The sequence below is a fragment of the Catellatospora paridis genome, assembly GCF_009720365.1.
Taxonomy (GTDB): Bacteria; Actinomycetota; Actinomycetes; order Mycobacteriales; family Micromonosporaceae; genus Catellatospora; species Catellatospora paridis.
The window spans coordinates 157,215-171,859 of sequence record NZ_ML769315.1 but is presented as its reverse complement, the minus strand read 5'-3'; the positions used below and the strand labels follow the sequence as shown (position 1 = coordinate 171,859).

At 73.2% G+C, this 14,645-nt stretch carries 16 protein-coding genes; 11 read left to right on the top strand and 5 right to left on the bottom strand.

The annotated features are described in order from the left end of the window. Nucleotides 1-2: 2 nt before the first annotated feature. Entirely contained in the window at nucleotides 3-836 is an 834-nt protein-coding gene (locus F9C41_RS13595; RefSeq protein WP_456236815.1) for a fumarylacetoacetate hydrolase family protein, read from the top strand. Nucleotides 837-971: 135 nt separating this feature from the next. Here F9C41_RS13595 and F9C41_RS13590 read toward each other — a convergent pair whose 3' ends face one another. Both F9C41_RS13590 and F9C41_RS13585 read right to left on the bottom strand, forming a co-directional pair. Continuing rightward, complete coding sequence (locus tag F9C41_RS13590; RefSeq protein WP_155387145.1) at nucleotides 972-1,706, bottom strand: SDR family NAD(P)-dependent oxidoreductase; 735 nt, start codon at nucleotides 1,704-1,706, stop codon at nucleotides 972-974. Then, nucleotides 1,699-3,009, bottom strand: coding sequence for an enolase C-terminal domain-like protein (locus F9C41_RS13585; protein WP_155387144.1), 1,311 nt, complete (start codon nucleotides 3,007-3,009; stop codon nucleotides 1,699-1,701). The genes F9C41_RS13590 and F9C41_RS13585 overlap by 8 nt, the downstream gene beginning before the upstream one ends. A gap of 124 nt (nucleotides 3,010-3,133) precedes the next feature. Between F9C41_RS13585 and F9C41_RS13580 the strand changes: the two genes are divergently transcribed. From F9C41_RS13580 to F9C41_RS13555, 6 genes are all read left to right on the top strand, one after another. Next, a complete protein-coding gene (locus tag F9C41_RS13580; RefSeq protein ID WP_155387143.1) occupies nucleotides 3,134-3,814 on the top strand; it encodes a (Fe-S)-binding protein in 681 nt (226 codons plus the stop codon). Continuing rightward, nucleotides 3,811-5,244 carry a lactate utilization protein B gene (locus tag F9C41_RS13575; protein WP_155387142.1) on the top strand — a complete coding sequence of 478 codons (1,434 nt, stop codon included), beginning with the start codon at nucleotides 3,811-3,813 and terminating at the stop codon, nucleotides 5,242-5,244. The genes F9C41_RS13580 and F9C41_RS13575 overlap by 4 nt, the downstream gene beginning before the upstream one ends. Further along, a complete protein-coding gene (locus F9C41_RS13570; RefSeq protein ID WP_155387141.1) occupies nucleotides 5,231-5,749 on the top strand; it encodes a LutC/YkgG family protein in 519 nt (172 codons plus the stop codon). The genes F9C41_RS13575 and F9C41_RS13570 overlap by 14 nt, the downstream gene beginning before the upstream one ends. 23 nt (nucleotides 5,750-5,772) lie before the next feature. After that, nucleotides 5,773-6,768 carry an aldo/keto reductase gene (locus F9C41_RS13565; protein ID WP_155387140.1) on the top strand — a complete coding sequence of 332 codons (996 nt, stop codon included), beginning with the start codon at nucleotides 5,773-5,775 and terminating at the stop codon, nucleotides 6,766-6,768. Further along, complete coding sequence (locus F9C41_RS13560) at nucleotides 6,765-8,528, top strand: aldehyde ferredoxin oxidoreductase C-terminal domain-containing protein (protein ID WP_155387139.1); 1,764 nt, start codon at nucleotides 6,765-6,767, stop codon at nucleotides 8,526-8,528. Before F9C41_RS13565 ends, F9C41_RS13560 begins: the two co-directional genes overlap by 4 nt. Nucleotides 8,529-8,770: 242 nt before the next feature. Beyond that, a complete protein-coding gene (locus F9C41_RS13555; RefSeq protein ID WP_155387138.1) occupies nucleotides 8,771-9,892 on the top strand; it encodes a hypothetical protein in 1,122 nt (373 codons plus the stop codon). 128 nt (nucleotides 9,893-10,020) lie between these two features. On the opposite strand, the gene F9C41_RS40655 is transcribed toward F9C41_RS13555, so the two are convergent. Then, a complete protein-coding gene (locus F9C41_RS40655) occupies nucleotides 10,021-10,239 on the bottom strand; it encodes a hypothetical protein (protein ID WP_196279752.1) in 219 nt (72 codons plus the stop codon). Nucleotides 10,240-10,377: 138 nt separating this feature from the next. Between F9C41_RS40655 and F9C41_RS40650 the strand changes: the two genes are divergently transcribed. The 4 genes from F9C41_RS40650 to F9C41_RS13535 all read left to right on the top strand — a co-directional run bounded on the left by F9C41_RS40650 (nucleotide 10,378) and on the right by F9C41_RS13535 (nucleotide 13,380). Continuing rightward, nucleotides 10,378-11,106, top strand: coding sequence for a sulfite exporter TauE/SafE family protein (locus tag F9C41_RS40650; protein WP_196279751.1), 729 nt, complete (start codon nucleotides 10,378-10,380; stop codon nucleotides 11,104-11,106). 33 nt (nucleotides 11,107-11,139) lie between these two features. Next, nucleotides 11,140-11,643: a GNAT family N-acetyltransferase gene (locus F9C41_RS13545; RefSeq protein WP_155387136.1), complete on the top strand. Its 504-nt coding sequence runs from the start codon at nucleotides 11,140-11,142 to the stop codon at nucleotides 11,641-11,643. 124 nt (nucleotides 11,644-11,767) lie between these two features. Continuing rightward, nucleotides 11,768-12,133, top strand: a complete 366-nt coding sequence (locus tag F9C41_RS13540; protein WP_155387135.1) for a YciI family protein — start codon at nucleotides 11,768-11,770, stop codon at nucleotides 12,131-12,133. Further along, complete coding sequence (locus tag F9C41_RS13535; RefSeq protein ID WP_155387134.1) at nucleotides 12,130-13,380, top strand: RNA polymerase sigma factor; 1,251 nt, start codon at nucleotides 12,130-12,132, stop codon at nucleotides 13,378-13,380. Before F9C41_RS13540 ends, F9C41_RS13535 begins: the two co-directional genes overlap by 4 nt. A 30-nt stretch (nucleotides 13,381-13,410) precedes the next feature. Here the strand turns inward: F9C41_RS13535 and F9C41_RS13530 are convergent, their stop codons facing one another. Both F9C41_RS13530 and F9C41_RS13525 read right to left on the bottom strand, forming a co-directional pair. Next, nucleotides 13,411-13,710 (bottom strand): CBU_0592 family membrane protein, encoded by a 300-nt coding sequence (locus F9C41_RS13530; protein WP_196279750.1) that lies wholly within the window; start codon nucleotides 13,708-13,710, stop codon nucleotides 13,411-13,413. Between the two features lie 22 nt (nucleotides 13,711-13,732). Beyond that, nucleotides 13,733-14,641, bottom strand: coding sequence for a cyclase family protein (locus F9C41_RS13525; RefSeq protein ID WP_155387133.1), 909 nt, complete (start codon nucleotides 14,639-14,641; stop codon nucleotides 13,733-13,735). Between the last annotated feature and the right edge of the window lie 4 nt (nucleotides 14,642-14,645).

Here is a 14,645-nt window from a genome sequence, read left to right as displayed (position 1 = left end):
TCATGCGGGTCGGCGCCCCCGGCGCGGAGAAGCCCGTGCTGCTGTCCGGCGGCCGGCACTACGACCTGTCCGGCATCACGCCCGACATCGACGGCGCGTTCCTGGCCGGGGGCGGCGTCGACCGGGTCCGCGCGGCCGCGGCGGACCTGCCCGAGATCGACGTCACCGGGCTGCGGGTCGGTGCGCCGCTGGCCCGGCCGGGCGTGGTGCTGTGCGTGGGGCAGAACTATGCGGCGCACGCCGCCGAGTCCGGCGCGACGCCGCCGACCACGCCGATCGTCTTCTACAAGGCCCCGAACAGCGTGGTCGGCCCGTACGACGAGGTGCTGATCCCGCGCGGCTCGACCACCACCGACTGGGAGGTGGAGCTGGCCGTCGTGGTCGGGAAGCGGGCCCGCTACCTGGAGTCGCCGGGGCAGGCGCTCGACCACGTGGCCGGGTATCTGCTGTCCAACGACGTGTCCGAGCGCGACTTCCAGTTGCAGCAGTCGGGCGGGCAGTGGTCCAAGGGCAAGTCCTGCGAGACGTTCCAGCCGCTGGGCCCGTGGCTGGTCACGCCCGACGAGATCGCCGACGTGCAGGGGCTCGGGCTGCGGTCGTGGGTCAACGGCGAGGTCCGGCAGGACTCGAACACCAAGGACATGATCTTCGACGTGGCGTATCTGATCTGGCACCTGTCGCAGTACACGGTGCTGGATCCGGGAGACGTCGTGAACACGGGCACCCCGCAGGGCGTGGCGCTGTCCGGCCGCTTCCCCTACCTGGCCGAGGGCGACGTTGTCGAGGTCGAGATCGACGGCCTGGGCCGCCAGCGCGTGACCATGGGCCAGGCCTGACCCGGCCCGTCCCTCCGCACCCCGCTTCACATAGACGTTGGCCTATCAAGATGAGAATGATCGCGAATTTCTCATCTGGATAGGCCAACGTCTATTCGGGGTGGGGATGGGCGCGTTCGGGTTGGGGTGGGCTGGTCAGCGGACCAGGCGGAGGCCGCTCATGCCGCCGTCGACGGCGAGGGAGGTGCCCGTGGTCGCGCCGGAGCGCGGGGAGGCGAGGTAGGCCACTGCCTCGGCGACCTGGTCGGCGGTGACCAGGCGGCCGGTGGGCTGGCGGGCGGCGAGCTTGCGCTTCTCCTCGGCGGGGTCGTCGGCGCCGGCCAGCAGCCGGGCCACCCAGGGCGTGTCGACCGTGCCGGGGGCGACACTGACCACCCGGATGCCCTCGCGGACCAGGTCGGCGGCCATGGCCAGGGTCAGCGCGTGCACCGCACCCTTGGTCGCCGAGTAGACGGCCCGGTTCACCAGGCCGGCCGTGGCGGCGATCGAGGAGATGTTGACGATCACGCCGCTCTTCGAGCCGCGCAGGAACGGCAGCGCCGCGCGGCTGGCGCGGGCGATGCCGACGACGTTGACGTCTAGGCAACGTTGCCATTCGTCGTCGGCGGCGTCCTCGACCGTGCCGACGGCGCTGATCCCGGCGCAGTTGACGAGGATGTCGAGGCTGCCCAGGGTGCCCACCACCCGGGCCATCGCCTCGTCCATCGGCGCGGTGACGTCGGCGGTGACGGCCAGATGGCGGCCCTCGGCTGGCGTGCGGTCAAGCACGGCCACCGTCGCACCGCGGTCGGCGAGCAGATCGGCGACCGCCGCACCGATGCCGGACGCACCGCCGGTGACCGCGGCGACCAGGCCTGCGAACTCAGACATCTTCTTTCCACTCCGGACCGTCGGGGAAGCTGTAGCGGACCAGGGACTCCTCGTGCATTCTGGCCGAGAAGCCGGGTGCCTCGGGAGCGGCGTACCTGCCGTTCACGATGCGGACCGGGTCGGCGAAGTGCTCGTGGAGGTGGTCCACATATTCGATCATCCGGCCGTCCAGGGAGGCGGCCACCGAGGTGTAGTCGAAGAAGGACAGGTGCTGCACCAGCTCACACAGGCCGACGCCGCCCGCGTGCGGGCAGACCGGCTTGTCGTACGCCGCGGCCAGCAGCAGGATCGCCAGGTTCTCGTTGACACCGGCGACCCGGGCGGAGTCGAGCTGCACCACGTCCACCGCGTCGGCCTGCAGCAGCTGCTTGAACATGATGCGGTTGTGCACGTGCTCGCCGGTGGCCACCCGGATCGGCGTGCCGTCGCGGCCGGCCTGGGACAGCCCGGCGCGGATCGCGGCGTGGCCGAGGATCTCGTCGGGGCTGGTCGGCTCCTCGATCCAGTACGGGTTCAGGTGGCCCAGGGCGCTCACCCAGCCGATCGCCTCGCCGACGCCCCACCGCTGATTGGCGTCGATGCCGATCGGGAAGTCCGGTCCCAGCGCCTCGCGGGCGGCGGTGAACCGGCGCAGGTCGTCGTGCAGGTCCGCGCCGACCTTCAGCTTCACCATGGCGAACCCGTCGGCCACCGCGCGCAGCGCGCGCCGGGTCACCTTCGCGTCGTCGTAGCCGAGCCAGCCCGCCGAGGTGGTGTACGCCGGAAAGCCGGAGGCGGCGATCTGCTCGGACCGGGCCGCGCGGCCCGGCGCGCGCTCGGCGAGCAGGTCGCGGGCGGCTCCGGGGGTCAGCGCGTCGGTGAGGTAGCGCCAGTCCACACAGTCCACGATCGCGTCGGGGGACAGGTCCGTCAGGTAGCGCCACAGCGGCAGCCCGGCCCGGCGGGAAGCCAGGTCCCAGGCGGCGTTGATGACGGCGCCGGCGGCCAGGTGCATGACGCCCTTCTCCGGGCCGAGCCAGCGCAGCTGCGAGTCGTGGGTGAGCCGGCGGCCGAACTCGCCGAGGTCGAGGGTGTCCAGATCCTGGCCCACCACGTACGGTCGAAGCGCTTCGATCGCTGCGGCGCAGATGTCGTTGCCCCGCCCGATGGTGAAGGTGAAACCGTGGCCGACGGCGTCGCCGTCGGTGATCAGCTCGACGTAGGCGGCCGAATAGTCCGGGTCCGGGTTCATCGCATCGGAGCCGTCGAGGTGGCGGGAGGTGGGGAAGCGGATGTCGCGAACGCGCAGATCAATGAGCTTCATCGCGCGGCGCCCCGGGGTGGGGAGTGGTGGGTCGGCATGTGGTTGGCTCCTTCCGGCTACATCCTGGATCCTATAGGATCTAGCCTCAAGAGCAAGACACCGTCAAGGAAGGAGGACCCGCCCCGTGCGGATCGCACTGTTCGTCACATGTCTTAACGACGCGCTGTTCCCGCAGGCCGGGATCGCGACGGTGACGCTGCTGGAACGGCTCGGCCACACGGTCGCGTTCCCGGCCGCGCAGTCCTGCTGTGGTCAAATGCACGCCAACACCGGCTACGCCGCGCCCGCCCGGCAGCTGGAGCGCCTCACCGAGGCCGCGTTCGCCGGGCACGACGTCATCGTGTCGCCGTCGGGTTCCTGCGTGGCGCACCTGCGCGCGCACACCGGGCTGCCCGCGTACGAACTCTCCGAACTGCTGGTGGACGTGCTCGGGGTGACCGACGTGGGGGCGACCTTCCCGCACCGGGTCACCTATCACCCGACCTGCCACGGCCTGCGGATGCTGCGCCTGGGCGACCGGCCCGCGACCCTGCTGCGCGCGGTCAAGGGCCTGGAGCTGATCGACCTGCCCGAGCCGGAGCAGTGCTGCGGCTTCGGCGGCACCTTCGCCCTCAAGAACGCCGCCGTCTCCGGCGCCATGCTCGCCGACAAGTGCGCCAACGCGGCCGCCACCGGCGCCGAATACCTGGCGGCCGCCGACAACTCCTGCCTGGCCCACATCGGCGGCGGCCTGGCCCGCCACCGCGGCGCCCCCAAACCGATCCACTACGCCGAGATCCTCGCCGCGACCGGAGCGCCGTCATGAGCAGGAACCTGCCGATCGTGGCGATCACGCCGTTCCCGGTGGCGGCGGCGCACGAGCTGGGCGACGCGCAGTTGCGGGCGAATCTGGGCCGGGCCACGCGCACCATTCGCGACAAGCGGGCGCGGGTGGTGGCCGAGGTCGCCGACTGGGAACCCATGCGGGACCGGGCGGCCGCCGTCAAGGACGAGGTGCTGGACAACCTGGCCGAGCTGCTCGCGCGGTTCGAGGCGGCGGCGGTGGCGGCCGGGGCGACGGTGCACCACGCGACCGACGCGGCTCACGCCAACGCGATCGTGACCGAGCTGGTGAAGGCGCAGCGGGCCGAGAGCGTCGTGAAGATCAAGTCGATGGCGACGCAGGAGATCGGGCTCAACGAGGCCCTGGAGGCCGCGGGCGTCACACCGATCGAGACCGACCTCGCCGAGCTGATCGTGCAGCTCGCCGACGACACCCCGTCGCACATCCTGGTCCCGGCGATCCACTACAACCGCAGCCAGATCCGCGAGCTGTTCGCGCGGCGCATGCCGGGGTTCACCGCGACGTCCGACGAGCCGGCGGTGCTGGCCGGGGCGGCGCGGGAGTATCTGCGGCGTACGTTCCTCGCGGCGAAGGTCGCCGTGTGCGGGGCCAACTTCGCGATCGCGGAGACCGGGTCGCTGGTCATCGTCGAGTCGGAGGGCAACGGGCGGATGTGCCTGACCCTGCCCGAGACGCTGATCGCGGTCGTCGGCGTGGAGAAGCTGCTGCCCCGCTTCGCCGACCTGGGCGACTTCCTGCGGCTGCTGCCGCGCTCGTCGACCGGCGAGCGGATGAACCCGTACACCTCGATCTTCACCGGGGTGACGCCCGGCGACGGGCCGCAGCGGTTGCACATCGTGCTGCTGGACAACGGCCGCACGCAGGTCGCGCAGGATCCGGTCGGCCGGGCGGCGCTGCGCTGCATCCGCTGCTCCGCCTGCCTCAACGTGTGCCCGGTGTACGAGCGCGCGGGCGGCCACGCCTACGGCTCCGTCTACCCCGGGCCGATCGGCGCGATCCTGTCGCCGCAGCTCACGGGGCAGGACGCGGGTTTCAACAAGACCCTGCCGTATGCCTCGACGCTGTGCGGGGCCTGTTACGACGTCTGCCCGGTGAAGATCAACATCCCGGAGATCCTGGTGCACCTGCGCCAGACCGGCCCGAAACCGGCTGCCGAGCGGGCGGCGATGTCGACGCTGAGCTGGCTGATGCGCGACCGGCGGCGGTGGCGTGCCGCGCTGCGGGCGGCCCGCTCGGGCAGCGCGCCGCTGCGCCTGATCGCCCGGCGGCACGGGGGCACGCTGCGGCGCGTGCCATGGCCGCTGTCGGCGTGGACCGCGCACCGCGACGCGCCGCTGCCCGCGGCCGAGTCGTTCCGTGACTGGTGGAGGCGCACCCATGAATCTTCCTGAACTGTTCGCCGAGCGGGCCGGCGACTACCGGGCCGGGATGCACCACTGCACCGAGGCCGAACTGCCTGCCGTCCTCGCCGGACTGCTGGCCGGCGCCTCGAGAGTGGTGCTGCCGGCAGGCATCGCCGAACCCTGGCTCACCGGCCTCAGCGTCCCGACCCTGCCGGACGGCACGGCGCCGCTGACCGCGGGCGAACTCGACGAAGCCGGGCTGTCCGTGCTCACCGGGTGTGCGGTGGCGATCGCGGAGACCGGCACGATCGTGCTCGACGCCGGGCCGGGACAGGGCCGGCGGCTGCTGACACTGGTCCCGGACCACCACGTCTGCGTGGTACGCGACGAGCAGATCGTCGCCGACGTGCCCGACATGATCTCCGCACTGCCCGATCCGACCCGTCCCCTGACGATGATCTCCGGGCCGTCGGCGACCAGCGACATCGAGCTCAACCGGGTCGAGGGCGTGCACGGGCCGCGCCGCCTCGACATCGTCTGCGTACACCCCTGAGAACACCTGAAAGGCGATCCACCATGACCAAACCGCTCGGCAGCTCCACGGTCGCGGTCAGCGCGCTCGGCTTCGGCGCGGCCTCCATCGGCAACCTCTACCGGGCCGTCCCGGACGAGCAGGCCGCGGCCACCGTCGACGCGGCCTGGCAGGCGGGTATCCGCTACTTCGACACCGCCCCGCACTACGGGCTGGGCCTGTCCGAGCGGCGGCTGGGCCGGGCCCTGGCCGAGCACCCGCGCGCGGAGTACGTCATCTCGACCAAGGTCGGCCGGATCCTCGTCGACGAACCCGGCGGCGCGGGCGACGACCTGGCCAACGGCTTCGCGGTGCCCGCGACCCGGCGCCGGGTGTGGGACTTCAGCGCCGCCGGGGTGCGCCGCAGCATCGAGGAGAGCCTGGCCCGGCTCGGCCAGGACCGCATCGACATCGTGCTGATGCACGACCCGGACGAGAGCCCGGAGCCGGAGCAGGCGCTGCGGGAGGCATACCCGATGCTGGACGGGCTGCGCCGGGAGGGGATCGTCGGCGCGATCGGCGTCGGCTCCAAGGACCCCGCGATCCTGGCCCGGTTCGCCACCGAGACCGATGTGGACGCCCTGATGGTCGCCGGGCGGTACACACTGCTGGAGCAGCCCGCACTCGACGACATCCTGCCCGCCTGCGTCGAGCGCGGCATCTCGGTGCTCAACGTCGGCGTGTTCAACAGCGGCCTGCTGGCGGTGGAGTGGCCCGACGAGACCCGGCCGTACGAGTACGGCACCGCCCCGGCCGACATCCTGGCCCGCGCGCAGGGCATCGCCACCGCCTGCCGCCGCCACGGCGTGACCCTGCCGCAGGCGGCGCTCGCGTTCGCCGCCGCGCACCCCGCCGTCGCGTCGATCGTGGTCGGCGCGGGCAAACCCGAGCACGTCGAGCGCAGCGCCGAGTGGTTCGCTCGGCAGGCCCCGCCCGCCCAGCTGTGGGCCGACCTGGTCGACGAGGGCCTGCTGCGCCCCGACGCCCCGACGCCGGCATGACCTACCTGCACCTCGACCTGGGCAGCGGCGGCCAGTACGGCGAGCCCGCGGTCGGCTGGGGCGGGCCGTTGCAGGCCCTGTCGGTGTTGCGCAAGGCGCTGGACGGGCCCGCCGACCCGGCCGATCCGCGGCTGCCGGTCGCGCTGGTCACCAGCACCGTCGCGGGGCTGGGCGCGGTCGGCACTGCCCGCTGCGCCGCCGTCGGCGTATCGCCGCTGTCCGGCGCGGTCGCCGAGACCCGAGCCGAGGGCCCGTACGCGGCGGGCATGCGCGCGGCGGGGATCACCGGCCTCAGCCTGACCGGGGCCGCCGATCAGCCGTCCTACGTGGTCGTCGAAGCCGGCCGCGCCACCGTGCTCCCGGCGGGCGAGCTGTGGGGCCCGGAGACCGGGCCGGCCACCGACGCGCTGCTGGCCCGGCACGGGCGCGACACCGCCGTCGCCGTGATCGGGCCCGCCGGGGAGGCCGGGGCGCGATACGCCGATGTGGTCACCTGCCGGTCGTTCCCGCTGTCCCGGCTCGGGTTCGGGGCGGTGCTCGGGGCACGCCGGATCAAGGCCGTGGTCTGCGTGCCGTCCGGCAGCGGCGAGGGCCGCGCCCCGTGGCCGCACGATGTGCTCGCGGCGCAGGCGCTGTTCACCGCGTACCGCAGGGAGATGCCGGACCACCCGCTCGCGGGCTGGCAACTCGCCGCCCCGGGCTTCGGGGCCTGGCCGGGCACGTCGACCGAACCCGGCGCGGCCGCGGTGCGCAACTTCGCCGACACCGCCACCGCCCCCGCGTCCTGGCTCGGCCTGCACCCCGACCGCTACGCGGAGTTCCTGACCTGGTCCGGCGGCGGCTGCCCGGGCTGCCCCAACGACTGCGTCAAGGGGTACGCGGGCGCCGGGCTGCACCAGGAGGCCGTGGCGATGCTCGGCCCGAACCTCGGCATCGGCGACCTCGGCCCGATCCTCGCCGCCAACGCCCGCTGCCAGGATCTGGGCCTCGATCCGGTGTCCCTCGGCGGCACCCTGGCCTGCGTGTTCGAGGCCGCCGAGCGGGGCGTGCTGCCGCCGTGGCTGGCCGCCGAGCTGCCTGCGGGAGCCGGGTTCGGGGCCGCCGAGCTGCTGGTCGAGTTGGTCGAACGAGCCGCCCTCCCCGGGCACCCGCTGGGCGAGGGCGCGGCCGCGCTGGCCGCCCGGATCGGCGCACCCGAGCTGGCCATGACCAGCCGCGGCGTCGAGCTGCCGCCGTTCGACCCGCGCATCCAGCCCGGCCTGGGTCTGATGTACGCGGCCGCGCCGATCGGCCCGCGCTACGACGCCGTCGAGCACGACCTCGACTTCGACCCGGTGTACGGCCTGCCGCACTGCTTCGACGAGGCCGAGCGGATCGGCCTGTCCGTGCCCGCGCCCGCGTCCACCCTGGACGTCGCCCGCACGCTGCGCCTGGCGGACCTGTGGAGCGGCCTGGACGCGCTGCTGATCTGCCCGTTCGCCAGCACGCCCACCCGCCCGCTCACCCTCGACCGCGTCTGCGAGCTGGTGCGGGCCACCTCCGGCCGCCCGATCACGCCGGAGCAGGTGTTCGCCCTCGGCCGGGACCGGCTACGCGCCCAGCAGGAGGTCAACGACCGGCTGGGCGTGCCCGCCGGGACCCTGCCCGCCCGGTTCTTCGACGAACCCGTGGCCACTGGCGCGCACCGCGCCGCGGTCCTGGACCGCACGGCCTTCACCGCCGCGGTGAACGCCATCCACCACCAATGGCGCACACCCTGACCCACCACCCACCGCACCGCGACCCCACCGCGCGCCGCGCCGCGCCGCGCCGCGGGGACCCCATCAAGATCGCCCGACTTGCCTGGCACCTGTGCGAAAGCGAGCCCAAGATACGCACGTCTGCCAGGCAAGTCGGGCGATCTTCGGGACGGTCGGGTGCGGAGCTGGACCGGTCCTGACCGGAATGCGCGAATCAACGGATTCGGCTCGGGGGAGCGGGGGTCGTTGCCTAGGCTTACGTCATGGCTCGTACCGCCGCTGACCAGGTGCGCAGTGAGGACTTGTTCACCACCGCGCTGTGGGGATACTCCATGGACGAGGTGGACGCCTACGTCGAGGACACCGCCAGGCGCATGCGCCGGCTCGCCGCGGAGATCCAGCGGCTGTCCGTGGCGGAGAACCAGCTCGGCGCCGCCCGGATCGAGATCTCCAAACTGACCTCCGAACTCGCCGAGGCGCGCCCGCTGGCCGGCGTCGGCCCCCGGGTGCAGGCGATCCTGCGGATGGCCGAACGGGAGGCCGAAACGCTGCGCCGGACCGCGTTCGAGACGCTGCGAAACGCCTACGAGGAGGCGCGTGAGGTCCGCCAGAAGGCCGAGGACGAGGCCTACCAGGCCAAACGGGACTACGAGCTGGCCCTGGCCCACCGCCGCAAGCACGACAAGGACGAACTCCTTGCGACCGTCCTGGCCGAAGTAGCGGCGAGCCCCGAGCCGGAGGCCGAGCCGCGCGAGACCGTCGGGATGCGCGAGCTGTTCGCGTCGGCAAAGAAGGGCCGCCCGGCAGTCGGCGCAGCCGCCGCCGAGCAGACTCCAGCGCCGGTCGAGGCCGGATCGGACTTGGACGTCGCGCCGGATCTCGAGGCCGAACGCGACATCGAGCCCGTCGCGCCTGCTGCCGCGCGGGCGGACACCCGCACGGCCGAACCGGCATCCGTTCCCGCGTCGGCTGACGCCCGCACGGCCGAGCCGCCACCTGTTCCCGCGCCAGCGGCCGCCCGCACGACTGAACCGGCACCGGTGCGCGCTCGGGTCGAGGGTCCCGCGCCGGGGATGGCCCGGCCTGCCGGCCCGATGCCGATCGACGGTCGGGCCGCCGGCGTCGCACCGATGGACGTCGCGGCTTCGGATCATGAACCGATCGTGGTCGGGGCCCAGCGTGACGACCTGGAGGCCGCGGCTCATGCGGTGCCGGAGGTGCTGGAGGACGAGTACCCGGTGATCGAGGAGCCGGTGGAGCGGTTCCACAACGGTTCGAACAAGTCCCGCCGCAAGCGCGCCCGCAACCAGCGCGCCAACCCGGCCAACCCGCAGCCCGCCACCTCCCCTGACCCCGCGGACACCCTGCCCGCCAAGCGCCGCTGAACACACCGTCGCGAGCGGGCGGAGATCGTCGTCCGGTGTCATGATCTGCGGTCAGACCGCAGATCATGACACCGGACAGTGATCATCACTTCCACGCCTACCCGCGGCGGCGAGTGGCGATCAAACGGTCAGCGGGCTTCGCGCCAGCCGCGCTTGAGGTCGCCGTTCCAGCCGCGCCTGATGTCGGTGGCGGCATGCGGCGCTCCGACCCGCAGCACGTCCCAGTGGCGGCGCGGCTCCTCGGAGCTCTTCAGCGTGATCCGGTCACCGACTCTGACCTTGGGCTCCACCCAGCACGTCAGCATCCGGTTTCCGGATCTCAGGTCGACCTGAACCAGCGTTGTCATGGCGGCGACGCTAACAGCGAGCACGGTCGACGTCCCGCGATTTTCGCCGCCCGCCCGGCTGCCGCCCGGGTGGGGACTGGTTCACATTCTGTTCACGGGATGCAGGCGCGGGGTGACGCTGCGGGTACGGTGCCGCCCGTGACCCTGTACCTGCTCGCCTTCCTGGTGATCACCGTGGCGGCCTTCGCCCAGGCCATCTCGGGCTTCGGCTTCTCCCTGGTCGCCGTGCCGCTGCTGGCGATGATCGTCGACCCGCAGCCCGCGGTGGTCGCCGCCACGATGGTGAGCTTCGGCCTCAACGCCGTCAACGCGTACGGCCACCGCCGCCACATCGACGCCGGCGCGGCGCGGCGGCTGCTGCTGTGGGTGCTGGCGGGGATGCCGCTGGGCGTGCTGGCGCTGCGGCTGCTGCCGTCGGGCGCGCTCGTCGCCACGATCGCGCTGGTGACGCTGGGCTGCACGGTCGTGGTCTGGCGGGGCTGGCACATCGCGCCGGGCGGCTGGACCCTGCGCGGCGCGGGCCTGCTGTCGGGGGTGCTCACCACGGCCACCGCCACGAACGGACCGCCGCTGGTGGCGGCGCTGCAGGCGATGCGGCTGGAACCGCGCGTGTTCCGGGCCACACTGGCGGTGCTGTTCGCCGCGGTGTCCCCGGTCGCGGTGGCCGGTTTCCTGCTCGCGGGCCTGCTCAGCACGCGCGCCGTGCTGGTCGCCACGGTCGGCCTGCCGGCGGCGGCGCTGGGCGGCTGGGTGGGCGAGCGGATGTTCGCCCGGTTCGACGCGGGCACGTTCCGCCGGATGGTGCTGGGCGCGCTCGTGGTCAGCTCGGCGGCGGCGCTGGTGAAGGTGGGGTCCGGGGCCCTGTAGCCGATGTCGCGGGGCTGAGGCAGGGTGGACGGCGTGACTGATCGACTCGTACGTCTCGTCCCGTGGTCCGACGACGATCTCGAGCTGCTGCGCCGGATCAACACTCCGGAGATGAAGCGGCACCTCGGCGGCCCGGAGACCGAGGAGAAGGTGCTGTCGCGCCACCAGCGCTACCTGGCGCTGCCGCATGGCCGCATGTTCCGGGTCGCGCTGGCGGCGACCGGGGAGCCGGTCGGCACCATCGGCCACTGGGACCGGGAATGGCAGGGCGAGCAGGTCTACGAGACCGGCTGGAGCGTGCTGCCGGAGTTCCAGGGCCGGGGCATCGCCGTCGGGGCGGCCGGGGCCCTGATCGAGGCCGCGCAGGCCGACGGGCGGCACCGCTGGCTGCACGCGTACCCGGGGGTGGACAACCTGCCGTCGAACGCGATCTGCCGCAAGGCCGGGTTCGAGCTGGTCGGGCCGTACGACTTCGAGTACCCGCCCGGCAGCCTCATGCGCAGCAACGACTGGCGCTACGACCTGCGGAAACGCTGATCGGCCGGGGCCTGGCAAAAAATCTTGGAAGAATTTCCCGGCGGATGTAGAGACCGGTGTGCCGGCTCCGTCCATGGGGTGAGGGCGGGCCGACAGGGCCCGCCGGACCGGAGGGAAGACCGCGATGAAGTACCTGCTCTTGATCTACGGCAACCAGGAGAAGTGGGCGTCGATCCCGGCCGAGATCTTCCCGGCGGAGATCGCCAAGCAGGACGCCTGGAACGTGAAGTACAAGGAGACCGGCGAGCTGCTGGGCGCGTACGGGCTGGCCGACGCCGCGGTGGCGAAGCTGGTCCGCCGCGCGGACGGGCTGCCCGCGGTGACCGACGGGCCCTACCTGGAGACCAAGGAGTACATCGCGAGCTTCTACCTGCTCGACTGTGCCAGCCAGGAGCGGGCGGAGGAGATCGCGGCGGACATGCCGTGGGCCGACCAGGACCCGGTCGAGCTGTGGCCGGTGCTGCACGAGGCTCCGGGCAACGACCTGTGATCGTCGACCGGCGCGTCGAGGGGCTGCTGCGCGAACTCGCGCCGCAGGTCCTCGGCGCGCTGGTGCGCCGCTACGGCATGTTCGACGCCTGCGAGGACGCGGTGCAGGAGGCGCTGCTGGTCGCGGCGGCCAAGTGGCCGGTCGACGGGGTGCCGGACAACCCGCGCGGCTGGCTGATCACCGTCGGCTCGCACCGGCTGCTGGACGAGGTGCGCAGCGAGTCCGCGCGCCGCCGCCGCGAGGAGACGGTCACCCTGGCCACGCCGCAGTCGGCGCTGCTCGGCGCGCCCGCCGACGCCGAGCCCGACCGCGACGACTCGCTGACGCTGCTGTTCCTGTGCTGCCACCCGGCCCTGGCCGCGCCGAGCCAGGTCGCGCTGACCCTGCGTGCGGTCGGCGGCCTGAGCACCGAGCAGATCGCCACGGCGTTCCTGGTGCCGACGGCGACCATGGCGCAGCGCATCAGCCGGGCCAAGGCGAGTGTGAAGGCGGCGGGCGCGTCGTTCGCGATGCCCGCGACCGCCGACCGCGACGTCCGGCTGCGCGCCGTGCTCCAGGTGCTCTACCTGATCTTCAACGAGGGGTACGCCGCCACTGCCGGCCCCGACCTCACCGCCCCGCAGCTGTCCGACGAGGCGATCCGCCTGACCCGCTGGCTGCGGCGGCTGCTGCCCGACGACGCCGAGGGCGGCGGCCTGCTCGCCCTGATGCTGCTCACCGACGCCCGCCGCCCGGCCCGCACCACGCCCGACGGCAGCCTGGTGCCCCTGGCCGACCAGGACCGGACCCGGTGGGACGCCGCGCGCATCGCGGAGGGCGTGGCCCTGATCAGTGAGGCCCTGCCGCGCGGCCCGGTCGGCCCGTACCAGCTCCAGGCCGCCATCGCCGCGGTCCACGACGAGGCCCCCACCATGGCCGACACCGACTGGCCCCAGATCCTCGCCCTGTACACGCTGCTCGAACAGGTCGCCCCCAGCCCCGCCGTGACCCTCAACCGCGCTGTCGCCGTCGGCCACGTCCACGGCCCCCAGGCCGGCCTGGACCTCCTGGCCACCCTCGCCGACGACCCCCGCATGGCCAACCACCACCGCCTCCTGGCCACCCGAGCCCACCTGCTCGAACAAGCCGGCAACCACGCCGGTGCCGCGACCGCCTACCGAGCCGCCGCGACCCTCGCCACCAACCTCCCCGAACGCCGCCACCTCACCACCCGCGCCACCCAGAACGAAGGAAGGGCACCTTCTTGACGCTCCGCGTCATAGAAGGCCCTTTCCATCTCACCTGCCCGGCTGAGCACGCTCGTCGTGCGTCTCGGCGCGGTGTCGGGCGTGTCGGCGGCGGCCGGCGAGACCGCGCAGGGCGGCGAGGCCGATGATCAGCCAGACGACGTTGACGGCCACCGACGGCAGCGCGCGGTGCACGACGCCGTTGACCGCGAGGGCGACCGCCCCGACGAGGTTGAGCAGCTGGTACGTCGTCCCGGCGGCGATCCGCCCGCTGGACAGCAGCCCGTACGCCAGCAGCAGCGCGGTCGCGCCCAGCCAGCCGGCCACCTCCACGAGCAGCTCGCTGCTCACGGCCGTGTCCCGGCGACGACGCTCATCGCGGCACCAGCGCGTACGCCCGCACCGGGAAGGTGCCGAAGTCGCGCACCGGGGCCGGCACCGCGTGCAGGCGGGCGCCGTGCACGGGCAGCTCGCCGAGGCCGGTCAGGTGTTCCAGCACCGGGATGCCCGCGCCCAGCAGGATCGAGTGCGCGGGCCGGGTCTTGCCGTCGGTGCAGTCGATGTTGACGCTGTCGATGCCGACCAGCCGCGCGCCCGCGGCGACCAGGTGCCGCGCGCCATCCTCGGCCAGGTACGGGGCGGCGACGCCGTACGCGTCGGTGCGCCAGTGCCGGTCCCAGCCGGTGTGCAGCAGCACCGCCCGGCCGGCGACTTCGTAGGGCGCGAGCGTCTGCGCGGTGATCGCCCGCTCGGCCGCGCCGGTCACCCGGACCACGACGACGGGCAGGTCGGCCAGCGACTCCAGGGGCAGGCCCGCCAGGTCGACGCCGCCCGCGTACCGGTGGAACGGGCTGTCCACGTAGGTGCCGGTGTTGCTCACCATGCTGATCCGGTCGATGGTGAACTCGGTGCCCTCGGCGTAGACGCCGCGCGAGTCGGCGCGGGTCAGGTGCGGCAGGATCTCCGGCCCCGGCAGCCCGGGGTAGGTGGTCATCCCGGCCTCGATGACGTGGCTCAGGTCGACCAGCTGGGTCTCCGGCCCGGTCGCGGCGTCGGCGGACGGCCCCCCGCGGGAGCCCTTGTGCGCCTCGGCGATGACCTCGACGCCCGACAGTCGCACCTGGTCGACCATCAGCAGGCCGAGGTGGCGGACCAACAGGGCGGCCAGGTCGTCGGCGGTGACGTCCGGGCCGGGCACGTCGAGCCGGAAGCCCTGGGCCTGCATGCCGCCGCCGTTGAGGAAGGTCACGTCCGCGTCGAACGACGCCCGGTATTCGGTCATGGTC

Coding starts and splice junctions, on each gene's coding strand:
- F9C41_RS13525 (WP_155387133.1), bottom strand. CDS start 14,641: ATGACCGAATACCGGGCGTCGTTCGACGCGGACGTGACCTTCCTCAAC.
- F9C41_RS13560 (WP_155387139.1), top strand. CDS start 6,765: ATGACCTACCTGCACCTCGACCTGGGCAGCGGCGGCCAGTACGGCGAG.
- F9C41_RS13575 (WP_155387142.1), top strand. CDS start 3,811: ATGAGCAGGAACCTGCCGATCGTGGCGATCACGCCGTTCCCGGTGGCG.
- F9C41_RS13540 (WP_155387135.1), top strand. CDS start 11,768: ATGAAGTACCTGCTCTTGATCTACGGCAACCAGGAGAAGTGGGCGTCG.
- F9C41_RS13565 (WP_155387140.1), top strand. CDS start 5,773: ATGACCAAACCGCTCGGCAGCTCCACGGTCGCGGTCAGCGCGCTCGGC.
- F9C41_RS13570 (WP_155387141.1), top strand. CDS start 5,231: ATGAATCTTCCTGAACTGTTCGCCGAGCGGGCCGGCGACTACCGGGCC.
- F9C41_RS13585 (WP_155387144.1), bottom strand. CDS start 3,009: ATGAAGCTCATTGATCTGCGCGTTCGCGACATCCGCTTCCCCACCTCC.
- F9C41_RS13590 (WP_155387145.1), bottom strand. CDS start 1,706: ATGTCTGAGTTCGCAGGCCTGGTCGCCGCGGTCACCGGCGGTGCGTCC.
- F9C41_RS13555 (WP_155387138.1), top strand. CDS start 8,771: ATGGCTCGTACCGCCGCTGACCAGGTGCGCAGTGAGGACTTGTTCACC.
- F9C41_RS13595 (WP_456236815.1), top strand. CDS start 3: ATGCGGGTCGGCGCCCCCGGCGCGGAGAAGCCCGTGCTGCTGTCCGGC.
- F9C41_RS40655 (WP_196279752.1), bottom strand. CDS start 10,239: ATGACAACGCTGGTTCAGGTCGACCTGAGATCCGGAAACCGGATGCTG.